This is a genomic window from Pedobacter sp. ASV28 (assembly GCF_016428855.1).
Classification (GTDB): Bacteria; Bacteroidota; Bacteroidia; order Sphingobacteriales; family Sphingobacteriaceae; genus Pedobacter.
Genome location: NZ_JAELTN010000099.1, coordinates 1 through 12,327 on the forward strand (window position 1 = coordinate 1; position 12,327 = coordinate 12,327).

At 38.4% G+C, this 12,327-nt stretch carries 12 protein-coding genes and 1 tRNA gene; 7 read left to right on the forward strand and 6 right to left on the reverse strand.

All coding sequences use genetic code 11. The features are described from left to right. The first annotated feature begins 4 nt into the window (after positions 1 to 4). The 3 genes from JHD79_RS21600 (at position 5) to JHD79_RS21610 (ending at position 2,556) form a co-directional block, all read left to right on the forward strand. Positions 5 to 78, forward strand: a tRNA-Asn gene (locus JHD79_RS21600). Positions 79 to 318: 240 nt separating this feature from the next. Then, positions 319 to 1,602, forward strand: a complete 1,284-nt coding sequence (locus JHD79_RS21605; RefSeq protein ID WP_199121438.1) for a phage integrase SAM-like domain-containing protein — start codon at positions 319 to 321, stop codon at positions 1,600 to 1,602. 303 nt (positions 1,603 to 1,905) lie between these two features. Continuing rightward, on the forward strand, positions 1,906 to 2,556 hold the full coding sequence (locus tag JHD79_RS21610; protein ID WP_199121439.1) for a TetR/AcrR family transcriptional regulator: 651 nt from the start codon (positions 1,906 to 1,908) through the stop codon (positions 2,554 to 2,556). Positions 2,557 to 2,593: 37 nt separating this feature from the next. Here JHD79_RS21610 and JHD79_RS21615 read toward each other — a convergent pair whose 3' ends face one another. The 4 genes from JHD79_RS21615 to JHD79_RS21630 all read right to left on the reverse strand — a co-directional run bounded on the left by JHD79_RS21615 (position 2,594) and on the right by JHD79_RS21630 (position 4,400). Beyond that, entirely contained in the window at positions 2,594 to 2,779 is a 186-nt protein-coding gene (locus JHD79_RS21615) for a hypothetical protein (protein WP_199121440.1), read from the reverse strand. Positions 2,780 to 2,908: 129 nt separating this feature from the next. Next, positions 2,909 to 3,103, reverse strand: coding sequence for a hypothetical protein (locus tag JHD79_RS21620; RefSeq protein WP_199121441.1), 195 nt, complete (start codon positions 3,101 to 3,103; stop codon positions 2,909 to 2,911). A 318-nt stretch (positions 3,104 to 3,421) separates the two neighbouring features. Beyond that, the gene (locus JHD79_RS21625; RefSeq protein ID WP_199121442.1) at positions 3,422 to 3,865 is read right to left on the reverse strand and encodes a helix-turn-helix domain-containing protein; all 444 of its coding nucleotides are present in this window, start codon (positions 3,863 to 3,865) and stop codon (positions 3,422 to 3,424) included. A gap of 214 nt (positions 3,866 to 4,079) precedes the next feature. Then, entirely contained in the window at positions 4,080 to 4,400 is a 321-nt protein-coding gene (locus JHD79_RS21630) for a hypothetical protein (protein ID WP_199121443.1), read from the reverse strand. A 740-nt stretch (positions 4,401 to 5,140) separates the two neighbouring features. Between JHD79_RS21630 and JHD79_RS21635 the strand changes: the two genes are divergently transcribed. From JHD79_RS21635 to JHD79_RS21645, 3 genes are read left to right on the forward strand one after another with little or no spacing between them, the layout of a single operon-like run. Further along, positions 5,141 to 6,466 carry a TlpA disulfide reductase family protein gene (locus JHD79_RS21635; protein WP_199121444.1) on the forward strand — a complete coding sequence of 442 codons (1,326 nt, stop codon included), beginning with the start codon at positions 5,141 to 5,143 and terminating at the stop codon, positions 6,464 to 6,466. A gap of 11 nt (positions 6,467 to 6,477) precedes the next feature. Beyond that, positions 6,478 to 9,678, forward strand: a complete 3,201-nt coding sequence (locus tag JHD79_RS21640; RefSeq protein ID WP_199121445.1) for a SusC/RagA family TonB-linked outer membrane protein — start codon at positions 6,478 to 6,480, stop codon at positions 9,676 to 9,678. 12 nt (positions 9,679 to 9,690) lie between these two features. Then, the gene (locus JHD79_RS21645; protein ID WP_199121446.1) at positions 9,691 to 11,079 is read left to right on the forward strand and encodes a RagB/SusD family nutrient uptake outer membrane protein; all 1,389 of its coding nucleotides are present in this window, start codon (positions 9,691 to 9,693) and stop codon (positions 11,077 to 11,079) included. A gap of 48 nt (positions 11,080 to 11,127) precedes the next feature. On the opposite strand, the gene JHD79_RS21650 is transcribed toward JHD79_RS21645, so the two are convergent. Beyond that, positions 11,128 to 11,424: a hypothetical protein gene (locus JHD79_RS21650; RefSeq protein ID WP_199121447.1), complete on the reverse strand. Its 297-nt coding sequence runs from the start codon at positions 11,422 to 11,424 to the stop codon at positions 11,128 to 11,130. A 143-nt stretch (positions 11,425 to 11,567) separates the two neighbouring features. Then, on the reverse strand, positions 11,568 to 12,020 hold the full coding sequence (locus JHD79_RS21655) for a MauE/DoxX family redox-associated membrane protein (RefSeq protein WP_199121448.1): 453 nt from the start codon (positions 12,018 to 12,020) through the stop codon (positions 11,568 to 11,570). Positions 12,021 to 12,111: 91 nt separating this feature from the next. Here JHD79_RS21655 and JHD79_RS21660 point away from each other — a divergent pair. Further along, the coding region (locus tag JHD79_RS21660; RefSeq protein WP_199121449.1) for a hypothetical protein at positions 12,112 to 12,327 on the forward strand (216 nt) is incomplete at its 3' end.

Sequence of the window (12,327 nt, forward strand, 5' to 3'; positions counted from 1 at the left end):
GTACTCCCGAATAGCTCAGCCGGTTAGAGCATCTGACTGTTAATCAGAGGGTCGCTGGTTCGAGCCCAGCTTCGGGAGCAAAGATTTTCAGAGATGAAAATCACTTAAAAACCCCATTTCTAGCTATTAGGATGGGGTTTTTTTATTTCCAAATCAGGAAAGCCCTAATTCCCATCCCATTTTTTCCAACAGTATTTTGGTTAGGTTTTACATCAAAAAATGTCAAACTTGACGAAAAACCGTCACAAATACGTCACAGAAATATCCGTTTATGTAGGGCTTCCGGTATCCGTAAACTATATTTTTTAACGTTTGATTATGGCAACTTTAGATGCAAAAATCTATGTCCATCACCTAAAAAAGGACGGTACTTGTAATGTGAAGATCAGGGTCTATCACAAAGAGCAAAAGAGATTAATTGACACTTCGCACTATTTATGCGAGAAGCAGATGAAACCACATCCTGAAAATAAAGGTGAATTTCTAATAAAAGACCCTTTTATTAAATCTCTTGTTGTAAAGGAGCTAGACGAATATCGGCTTGCTATAAGTAAACTGGGTTCACGACTAAGATTATTTAGCCCTGACGATCTAAAAAGTTATTTAACGCAGACAGATGAAGATATTGATTTCATAAAATTCTGTGACGATTTTATCGGTGGCTTGAAAAAGGCAAAAAAGAATAAAAGCGCCTCAAACTTTAATACAGTTAGAAATAGCCTGGTAGATTTTTTTGAAAGAAAAGTAGTACTTATTGAAGAAATAAATTTGGATATGCTGTTTGAATGGGAAGATTTTCTGCGCCAGGAGAGGACGATGATCAGGTATAACCAATTTGGGAAGCCTGTTACTACTGTTCAAAACCCTCTGACGGATTCTGCTATCCACAACTATATGCGCGATTTAAGAAGCCTGTTCAATCATGCTCGGAAAAAATATAATAAAAAGAGCTTAGGGATTATCAAAATCGAACATTATCCTTTTGAAGATTATAAAGTAGGTGAAGCACCAGAAACAAGAAAAAGAAGCCTTGATATAGAAACGCTTAGGTTAATTCGAGACTGCAAACCAGAGCCTAATAGTAGGGCTGAACTTGCAAGAGATTTATTTATGCTTTCATTCTATATGTGCGGAATAAATGCATCAGATCTTTATCAAATAGATACATCAAACATTAAGTTTAAAAGGCTGGACTATAAAAGGTCAAAAACCCGGGATAAAAGAAAGGATAATGCTTTCATTAGTGTTAAACTTGTAGATGATGCGAGGCCAATACTTGAAAAGTATCTTGGGAAATTGGCAGTAAGGTATGCCACAATTGGAGGGCTTAATAAAGCACTGTGCTTGGGAATGAGAGAGGTATGTAAACTTATTTCAGTTAGTGGAATTACTTATTATTGGGCGCGCCATACTGTTGGTAATCTAGCTAGAAATAAATGTAGAATGAGTAAAGATGATGTGGCACTAGCTTTAAACCATGTAGATCAGGGAAGAAAAACTACAGATATTTATATAGATAAAGATTGGAGCATTGTTGACGAGGTTCAGGGGAACGTGATTAAACTTTTAAATGAAGATTTGGCTTTAAGTTACGTTGCTTAATATTCTTGCATGGCTTTCTTTTAAAGCCATGCAGTTCATTTATTAATTAAAAACATTAAATTCGATTATTATGAGAACTCTAGTTTTTTTCATTTTTACCTGCATTGTTGCAACGGGAGCTTTCTTAACCGCTATCTCTATGAAAAATCTTTTTCCCGGCTTCTATGTTGGTGCAGGCATTTGGTTATTGTTCATATACTATATCGGTAGAAGAAAGTAAGTCTTTTTGCAATTTTTTCTTCAAAGGTAAATTTGAATATTTCACCCATAATTTGCACTTTTAAAAGGGGAAATGTAAACAAAATGAACAATTGTTCTAGGAAATACGATGGGCCAATAAAAAGCAAAGAGCGCACCAGTCAAAAAATTCTTGACGCTGTAGGGGAGATAATAAAAGAAAAAGGTTATGCAGGTCTTAAAATTAAGAATGTTGCTGAACGCGCGAAAGTAAATAGGAAAACACTATATGACTGTTTTGGCAATTTCGATAACCTAGTTGAAACTTACATCAAAAGAAAAGACTATTATATGTCTTTTCGTGATCAGGCAGATCAGCTGGTAAATAAATATAATAAAGAGAGTGCCAGGGAATTAGTGCAAACGCTTTTAGTTGGTCAGTTGGAAAATTTTTCGACCGACAAAGAAATGCAAAAAATCCTATTATGGCATCTTAGTGAAGATAACCCCCTTCTGTTGGCAATTAACGAAGAGCGAGAGCGCATAGGTGGTAAATTCATGGAACTTAGTATCGAAGAATTTGCTGGGACAAATGTTGATATAAGATTACGTATTGGTTTGTTAATTGGAGGTATCTATCAACTTGTGTATAATGCAAAAAAGGAAAAGGGCCTTTTCTGTGGTATAGACTTAGCAAATAAAGATACCTTAGATAGGTTAAGGCTTACCCTTATTCAAATGATAGGCGAAGCATTTGAAAAAGGAAAACATCCATAATAAGTCATCGTGGTATGTAAAATTGAGGAATTTACCTCTAAACCGAAATTGCTTCGATAGCAATGCCCATTTTTAATAGATGATCTTTCAGCAATCGCCTCTCTTGTTCTATTTCTTCCAATTGTTCTTTTCTCCATTGCTCCAAGGCCATTATTAAAGCGAAAAGGCTAACAAAACCACAAAACAGAAACACAGCCACTTTTAAACCTGTTAAAGATTGCATAACCTGTAGATTTTTGTCAATATATAGATCAGTATATCCGATAAGTCTTTCAGTTATTTTTTGATAAAATTTAGGGGACAGTGCCAAGACTATCCTCTATCTACTAAGGCTCTCGACCTTTGCTGTTGGTTATACAGTGACTAAAACCGTATCATTTTCAAACTTGATAACCTGTTTTTCCGCCATACGGTAAATTATAAGATTATAATGTGTTTCCATGTTCTCGGCTTCTATTACCGGGCCAAGGTTAACAATATAATGGCCTTCTTTTATATCTGATATGGAAATCTTTTTGAATTTAGAAACATCTAAAGAAATAGACATAGGCAACAATATTTACCCACATAAGTGGAGACGAGTTAATTTGATATTTATATTTATCTGTAAAGAGAAAAATAAGAGACGAATAAAAAAGTGAGGGAAGTCAGATGACTTGCCCCCACCAATTAACGCTCTCAATGTCAAATATACTTATTTGTTATAGTTTTCTGTAACATTTATGCGGCCCGATTAAGAATATAACCGCTGGTTATGCGAATATTACTATTGGTTATATTATATGATCCCAAAAAGTAAAACTGCCGTACAAAAAAAAACACTTATTAAGTGGCATTTTTGATTTAATTTTAATATTAAAGATTATTACTTGATTTTCTTCTTATAGTCGTCAAGTTCCTTTTGGAGCTTGGCAAGCTGTGCTTTAAGCTCATTATTTTGTTCCTTTAGTTCATTATTTCTTATGAACCTTTCATGGAGCAGTTCGTCTTTAACATCTTGTTGTTTCCTGTAAATTGCTTCGACGATTTCGGGATCGGTATTATTGTTTACGCCATTTACCTGGTTTACACTTTGAGAATGGTTAATGAAGGTATTTGAATTACTGGGAAAAAAATAACCAGGATCAACTCCAAATAACTCGCCCAACTTATCGGCCTGTTTCAATGATAAATTGCTACTATCACTTTCGAGCTTAGAAACTGCAGGTTGGGTAATGCCTAACTTTTCTGCTATTACCTCTTGCCCCCAATTCCTTTTTTCTCGAAGCACCTTTATTTTAGTGCCGGTTGTCATGTTGCCAGTTGTCATGTATTTTCTATAATTATCTTGTCAAGAACTTATTTTAATCTAAGCAAAGATATGTAAAAATCGCCTCCACAATCGTAGAGTTATTCCTCTTTCAGATACTTAAAGATTTAATTTTTCATAATAAAAGCCATATCCAAAACTGATGGTCACATTTATTTTTAAGTTTTAAATCCGTATTCAAAACATTAGGTATGTCGCAGTGTTTCTGTTTTAATTATTTCTTGTTCGCATTCTTATCTATTCTCTTTTCTATTTTTTCAATTACCTCTTTTTCGTTTTGTATTACGTCTATTACAAGTTTTGGATCAATGTTAATTATATAGGAAAATCGTAAAAGTTCAAAAACAAGAAAGGTTTCCGGGTTCGCTAGTTTAAGAGCATATCGACCTTTGTTCATCCCCAATGCTGATGCAATTTTTCCTGAATGCAAATCATTAATTTCATACATTCTTTTGATTGCATGGTTTTCAAATAACCGCTTAATGGGAGCAAATATTTCTGTATCCGACTTTTCTCTATTTTTCCAATCTGCCATGTGTATTAACTTTGACTATAAAAGTCACTAGATATTTGCTTGTTGAAGAAAAAAGTTACCTATCGTATTAAATTGTTACTATGTGTAATTATTTTATTATATTTGATCTGAAGTGTCTATAGGACTTTCACAGTACAATTATTATTGCTTAATTTTTTAAATAGAAAAAGATTATAAGAAAAAACAAATAACTTTACTGAACATATTTTGTGATTATTTTATGTTCGGTTTACGAGCCTCGCTACACAAATCTGGTAAATTTCCACGCGAGAGTAAGTATAGCACCGTCCCCTATATAACTATAGGGTCGGGGCTTGCTTATGTTTAGTGGTGGAGCCTTTGCTTACGCAAAGGTGGGCTTACCAGAGCCCGTGTACATTAGACTTTGCAAGTTCCCGGCCCTATTGTTTTCACAAGTTAGGTCTAGCAAAATCCTGAGGCTCATTATTGGAGTAGCCGTAATGAGAGGGTTGTGCAAAATATGTAAACGTTTAGTACTTTATAGAAGTACTTTATTTAGGAGCAAATCCTGGACTATATCTCCTATTTCAAAATTTAAATATCAACAACATAATGTTAGTGTCCTTTCAGGGCTTTTCATAATCCTTATTAGCCTAGTCATCTGTCATCCAGAATAGGGCTGGTTAGACAGCAACGGCAACACCAGGTTAGTTAATAATAAGCCAAGTTGCCGTTTGCTTTTTTTCTTCTAACCAATTATTTAACCTAAATCTTATCAAGTGAAAAAAACAACGATTTATATCGTATGGGCTATGCTTTGCCTGAACTTTACCGTCGATGGACAGGCAAACAAGGCCGTAGATATAACAGCTACAGGGCTACAGATCGGCCAGCCAGTACCCGACATATCCATAAATTCAATCCACAATTTTAAAAGCAACAGCGCAAAAATATCAGACTTTAAGGGCAAGCTCCTGATAATTGATTTTTGGGCCACATGGTGCAGTCCCTGCATAGCCATGTTGCCAAAAATGGACAGCCTGCAAAGGCAATTTGGAGATAAGGTACAGTTCCTTTCAGTTACCTACCAGAGCGAAAAGGAAGCCATGCCATTTTTGGAAAAACTGGAAAAACAAAGCAAAAGGAAATATATACTGCCAGTAGTTACAAACGATACAAAACTCAATAAACTATTTCCCCATGTTTTTCTGCCCCATTATGTTTGGATTGATCAAAAGGGTTTTGTAAAGGCCATTACCGACTTCAATGAGATAAACGCAGAAGGGATTAACAAAGCTCTAAATAATGTCGGAAGCCTGACCAAAAAGGCCGACCTGAAAATTGCCTACGACGAAAAGAAACCATTTTTGATAAACGGTAACGGTGGCGACGGTAAAAACCTCATTTCGCATTCGCTTTTAACAGGTTTCTCTTCGGGCATATCAGGGGGATATTCTTACGATCCTATTGATATTGGTTCATACAGGCCAAGAAAAATATCCTGTTGGAACAAATCCATTTCATACCTGTTCAGGATTGCCTATCAGGAGGACAAAAGTTACATTCCCTTAAACAGGGTGGTATTTAATGTAAAAGACACGTTATCCATATACAATCCATATTCAGGCAAGCGTTTTTTGGATTGGCAACCCCAAAATACCTATTGCTACGAGCTAATCGTACCGCCAGAACAAGCGAAGCAAGCGTTTAAAATCATGCAGGCCGACCTTAGCAGGATGTTTCCCAAATACGAGGCCAGAATGGAGAAACAAAAGGTCAGATGCTTGGCACTTGTAAGGACTTCTCTCGATGACAAAATCGGTACGACGGGCGGTAAATCAATGGGAGAAGTTACTCCTACATCATTTGTTGCCAAGAACGCTTTTATAAGTTATCTGATTGTGCAATTGAGCATCAAATATCTTTCCAAATACCCGCTCCCGATTATTGACGATACACATTATTCAAATAAAGTTGACCTTGATTTGGAGGCAAATCTATCTGATGTTACCTCGCTGAACAACGCGCTAAAAAAATATGATTTGGCTTTTGTTGAAAAGGATATTGAATTGGATATGCTCATAATAAAAGACAAAACAAACTAACAACCATTGACATGAAAAGAACTTTATTTTTCTTCTGTCTAAGCCTGATCGTAAATGTTTGCCTTTCACAGGAAACAATCAACGGCAGGGTTACAGATGCAGAAACACATAATCCGCTGGGGGGAGCAACATTAAAACTAAGGAAAACGGGTGCAGTATTTATAGCCAATCAAGATGGCACTTTTAGTTTTAAGGCAACCAGCCTGATTGATACAATTGAAATTTCGTTTATTGGATACAACAGGGTCTTAAAGCCTGTTTCTGAAATTAAGAGATCAGGCAATATCGGCCTTGCTAAATCACAATCAAGTCTTCAGGAAGTTACAATATCTACAGGCTACCAAAAAGTCAGTTCCGAACGGCTTTCAGGCTCTTACGTTCAGCTGAACAAGGATTTGGTCAACAGGCGGGTCAGTCAGGATATACTTAGCAGGCTTGAAGATGTAACGCCTGGACTGATTTTTAACAGGGGGGTATTGTCAAAACAGAACGACATCAGTATACGGGGGCGATCTACAATATTTTCGAATGCGCAACCGTTAATTGTGCTTGACAATTTCCCCTATCAGGGTGATATTTCAAATATCAATCCTAACGACATTGAGAGCATAACAGTTCTGAAAGATGCATCCACGGCCTCTATATGGGGTAGCATGGCCGGAAACGGAGTAATAGTAATCACTACAAAAAAAGGCAACTATTCACGCCCTTTGAGGGTTTCCCTGAACAGCAACCTGACTATTGGTGGCAGGCCAGATGTTTTTTACCAGCCCCAAATGTCGAGCAGTGATTATATCGATATTGAAAAACTGCTGTTTTTCAAAGGATTTTATCAAAATAGGGAAACTTCAACCAGCCATGCGCCGTTAACTCCTGCTGTCGAACTCCTTATCGCAAATCGTGATGGTAAAATAGACAATGCCGAATTGGAAAGAAGCCTGACGAAACTGCGGGGCTATGACGTAAGAAATGATATTGAAAAGTATCTCTACAGAAATAGCCTGAACCAGCAATATGCGCTAAGCCTTGATGGGGGTAGCAAAAGAAATAGTTATTATCTTTCTTTTGGCTATGACAGCCAGCTGTCAAATTTGGTTGGGAACAAAAACAATAGGATAACCTTTAATTTCTCCAATGCACTTTCTATCATTCCCGCCAGACTTGAATTAAAGAACGACATTTCAATTTCAAGTACCAAAGGCTTATTGAACTCTCTAAGCGTTACATCACTTAGCATGGCCCCAGGTTATCCTATATACCCTTATGCTCGATTTGTAGATGAATTGGGTAACCCGCTGGCGTTGATACATGATTATAGAGAGCAATTTGCGCTTTCAGCTAAACAAAATGGTTTGTTGGATTGGACGTTCTATCCGCTAGACGAGCTTGCCAACAACGATAATGCGCTGTCTGTAAACGATTATCGGATAAATACTTCTTTGAGATATAAAATAATTGAAGGAGTGAACGCAAACCTTATCTATCAATTTAACAAAGGAAGCAACAAAGGCCATACATTATATAGTCAAAGAAGCTACTTTGCCCGTGATCTTGAAAACACCTTTGCACAGCCAAATGGTGACGGGAGCTTTAGTTATGCCATACCCATGGGAGGCATTCTCGACAGAAATATTTCGGAATACAATAGCCATAATTTGAGGGGCCAAATCGACTTTCAAAAGAAATTTGGAGAAGGGCACGAAATAAACGCCTTGTTGGGTTTGGAAATTAGGCAGAAGCGAACATTTGGAAATGTTGACCGTGATTATGGCTATGATGATGTACATTCTACCAGCAAGGCGGTAGACTATATTAATTACTATAAATATCTGTTTTCTACGGCAGGCCTGCAAGGTACCATTCCATACAAAAATACATCCTTCGAGCAGGCAGACAAGAACTTGTCGGCATTCTTTAACGCTACATATATCTATAGCGGGAAATACATACTAACGGGGAGCATCAGGCGTGATGAAAGCAATCTCTTTGGCGTAAACACAAACCAAAAGGGTGTCCCGCTATGGTCTGCAGGCTTGGCATGGAACATTAACAGGGAGTTTTTTTACGATCTTGATATACTCCCCCTGCTAAAATTAAGAGTATCTTATGGGTCGGGGGGAAATGTAAATAAGGGATTGTCGGCTTATACCACTGCATATTATAATAATGGAAGCTTTTCAAGTACGCGATTGCCTTATGCACAGATAACCAACCCGCCCAACCCAGAATTGAGATGGGAGAAAATTACGACCCTGAACATTGGGCTTGATTTTTCAACAAAAAATAATATAGTTACCGGAACCTTTGATTTTTATTCAAAGAAAGGGATTGACCTGATTGGAACGATACCTTACGCGCCCTCATCGGGCATAACCTCATTTACCGGAAACACTGCCAACACCATAACCAAAGGATTTGACCTAACCATCAATTCAAAAAACCTTGATGGAAGCCTAAAATGGAACACTAACCTGATGTTAAGCTATAATAGGGACGAGGTTACTGATTATGTGACAAAAAGCAGTATTGCAAGTTATGTTAGTTTTGATAGCGGTCAGCAGGCCGTACCATTGGAGGGCAAGCCATTGTTTTCTATGTTTAGCTATAAATGGGCCGGACTTGATCCAGCTACCGGAGATCCGAGGGGTTTTCTTGATGGCAGTCCCAGCAATGACTACACAAAAATCTTTGCCACAACAACACCCGATAACCTTGTTTTCAATGGTTCGGCAAGACCTATTGTTTATGGCGCGTTGAGAAATACGTTTTCATTGAAGGACTTCTCTTTATCCTTTAATATCAGTTACAGGCTGGGTTATTACTTTAGAAAGAACTCCGTAAATTATGTGAATGTGCTAAGCGGATATGGAAGCCATGGGGACTTTTCATTGCGTTGGCAGAAAGCGGGCGACGAGCAAAACACCTATGTGCCTTCCTTGCCAAGCACAATCAACAACAATCGGGAAAGTTTTTATCAATACGCTGAAATCCTTGTAGAAAAGGGCGATCATATCAGGCTTCAGGACATTACCCTTAGCTATGATTTTTTAAAAGCTAAAAACAAAAGGCTTCCATTTTCGGGTATCAAAGTCTATCTGTATGGAAATAACATTGGGATATTGTGGAGAGCTACCAAATCAGGGATTGATCCGGATTATCAGTTTGGCCCGCCAGCAAGAACTCTATCAGCAGGTTTAAAAATCGACTTCTAATCAAATAATATTATGAGACATAACAAAGAAATACTAATCATTGCATTCCTGTTCATATCGTTTTTGAACAGCTCATGCAGAAAGGAATTTTTAGAAGAAAGCCCCGATAAATCATTGTTGGTGCCAAAAACACTAGATGATTTTCAGGCACTTTTGGACAACAATCAGGTAATGAATATCTCTCCTGCATTGTCATTTATAAGTGCCGACGATTTTACCATTACGGAGAGCGGATATAACGGATTGGTAACCCCAATGGAAAGGAACGGTTATATATGGGCACCAATGGAAGACCTGTACGAAGGACGTGCAATCAATGATTGGTCAGTTCCTTATTTGCAGGTATTTTATTGCAATGTAGTGCTTGAAGGCCTGCAAAAAGTCAAACTGGATGCTGGAAATGAAAAACGATGGAAAGAAATCAAAGGTACCGCATTATTTAACAGGTCGTTTGCCTTTTATAACCTTGCCCAGCTCTTTGCACAACCTTATAGTAATGCCAGGGCAAAAAATACTTTGGGCATTCCAATAAGGCTTTCTTCCGATGTAAATATCAAATCGACCAGAGGCAATCTTTTTGATGCATACCAGCAGATTTTAGCCGATTTAACCGAAGCCGTTAAATTGTTGCCAATAAATGTTTCTTATAAAACACGGCCAAAAGTCGCATCTGCAAATCTATTGCTTGCCAAGGCTTATCTGATGATGGGTGATTATCCCAATGCGCAATTATATGCCCAAGAGTGTATTAAAAACGCTAACGGCCTTATAAACTACAATTCATTGAGTACAACTTCCACAAGGCCCTTTCCGATCGCATTGCCTAACAGTAACGATGAAGTTTTGTATTACTCGTCGATGATTACCTATGGCTACCTAAGCTCTGCGCAGACTGGGGTAGATTTGAACCTGTATCAGTCTTATTCACAGAATGACCTAAGAAAGGCCCTTTATTACCGAGATCGTGGAAACAGCATCTATCAGTTCAAGGGAAACTATACGGGGTCTGCCTCACAATTTGGAGGGCTTTCCACCAACGAAGCCTATTTGATAAAGTCCGAATGTGAGGCGAGGAACGGCGACTTCCAGTCAGCAATGAATACCTTAAACGATCTATTAAAAAACAGATGGAAAACAGGTAGCTTTGTTGCCCTTACGGCACCGAACAAAGAAGAAGCTCTCAAAATAATTATGTTGGAAAGAAGGAAAGAGCTTGTAGCAAGGGATACGAGATGGAGCGACTTGCGCAGGTACAATCTGGAAAGTAATCTTGCTAAAGACCTGACCAGAACGATTGGGAGCAAAGCATACTTGTTACCCGCCGGTGATTTGAGATATACCCTGCCAATTCCCGTTCAAGAAATCCAATTGGGGGGAATTGAACAAAATCCCCGAAACTAAAAACTAAATCTAAATAGAAATGGGTGCCCCAATGGCACCCATTCTTTTTTATGGCTGGATTGGTACGTATAGCCCGTCCCTTACAATAGGGGCAGTATTGTCCATTTGTGGATTAGGGCCATTTGGGTCGTTCAGAAAATATGCCTTGCATATTTCTTCGTTTTGAAGGTTGCATTCAAACTCATCATCGTTGACCAAAACCCAACCTGATGAGGTTCTGCCATATTGGGTACTTGTGGTTTTTTTGGCAGGAGCTTTAAAGGCCATAGTAGCAAATGCTACAGATAAAATGCCAACTAGCGCAAACTTGTTAACGCTTTTCAAGGTGTTAAATACTTTTTTCATGTCAGTTTTGTTTAAGGCTCTATCTTTTAAGTTTTCCGGTAGAACCGATACGATATTGAAATCCTGGAAGCCTAATTTCGTTATCAAATTAAAGGGTTCGGTTGTAAGTTTCAGGAGAGGCTTTTTGTCCTGTTTCAGGGTTTTCAGCTAAATTGATTGTAATGCTCCTTTCTTAAAATGTTAGACCATTTATTGTTTTCTATTAGTAGCCCAAACGTGGCCAAGGCAATGAAGAACAGATTAAAAACCAAATGGGTTCCATAGCTCATATTTTCTAAAATCCCGCCACAACTGCATGGTACCCGGCCAAAAACTCCTGTCATTACTATGGCAATGTATAAGGTGAAGACTATCAGCAGAATCAACGAGGCTTTCAATGCACTATGGCGGGTCCTTTGAAATAACAAGCCCAGCATTAGCACTATTTCGATTGTTGGTATTAGCCAGGTAAAAATCGAAGCAAAAAATGGGGAAAATACTTGGTTCCTCATTTGGCTAAAAGACTTGTCATAGTCGATCAGCTTAGAGAATGCTGCATAAAAGAAAAGTACCGCAAGGATTGCAGTAACTATGGTCAATATGTTTTCCTTTTTCATAGCTTGTTAACTGATAGATTAAAGTTAGAATGGTGCTGAGCGGAAAACTATAGGTAAATCAGAAAACTTTTGGATTATTTCAAACCCTTTTATGGTTAGAAATCAAACTTATTTTTGGTGTGAAATCAAACCCTGTCTCTTATACACATCTCCGAGCCCACGAGACCTGCGTTACCATCGCGTATGCCGTCTTCTGCTTGAAAAGGGGGGGGGGGGGGGGGGGGGGGGGGGGGGGGGGGGGGGGGGGGGGGGGGGGGGGGGGGGGGGGGGGGGGGGGGGGGGGGGGGGGGGGGGGGGGGGGGGGGGG

Excerpts from the sequence above, each read along its gene's own strand:
- JHD79_RS21645 (WP_199121446.1), top strand. The coding sequence starts at position 9,691 with ATGAGACATAACAAAGAAATACTAATCATTGCATTCCTGTTCATATCG.
- JHD79_RS21605 (WP_199121438.1), top strand. The coding sequence starts at position 319 with ATGGCAACTTTAGATGCAAAAATCTATGTCCATCACCTAAAAAAGGAC.
- JHD79_RS21650 (WP_199121447.1), bottom strand. The coding sequence starts at position 11,424 with ATGAAAAAAGTATTTAACACCTTGAAAAGCGTTAACAAGTTTGCGCTA.
- JHD79_RS21615 (WP_199121440.1), bottom strand. The coding sequence starts at position 2,779 with ATGCAATCTTTAACAGGTTTAAAAGTGGCTGTGTTTCTGTTTTGTGGT.
- JHD79_RS21610 (WP_199121439.1), top strand. The coding sequence starts at position 1,906 with ATGAACAATTGTTCTAGGAAATACGATGGGCCAATAAAAAGCAAAGAG.
- JHD79_RS21640 (WP_199121445.1), top strand. The coding sequence starts at position 6,478 with ATGAAAAGAACTTTATTTTTCTTCTGTCTAAGCCTGATCGTAAATGTT.
- JHD79_RS21630 (WP_199121443.1), bottom strand. The coding sequence starts at position 4,400 with ATGGCAGATTGGAAAAATAGAGAAAAGTCGGATACAGAAATATTTGCT.
- JHD79_RS21620 (WP_199121441.1), bottom strand. The coding sequence starts at position 3,103 with ATGTCTATTTCTTTAGATGTTTCTAAATTCAAAAAGATTTCCATATCA.
- JHD79_RS21655 (WP_199121448.1), bottom strand. The coding sequence starts at position 12,020 with ATGAAAAAGGAAAACATATTGACCATAGTTACTGCAATCCTTGCGGTA.
- JHD79_RS21625 (WP_199121442.1), bottom strand. The coding sequence starts at position 3,865 with ATGACAACTGGCAACATGACAACCGGCACTAAAATAAAGGTGCTTCGA.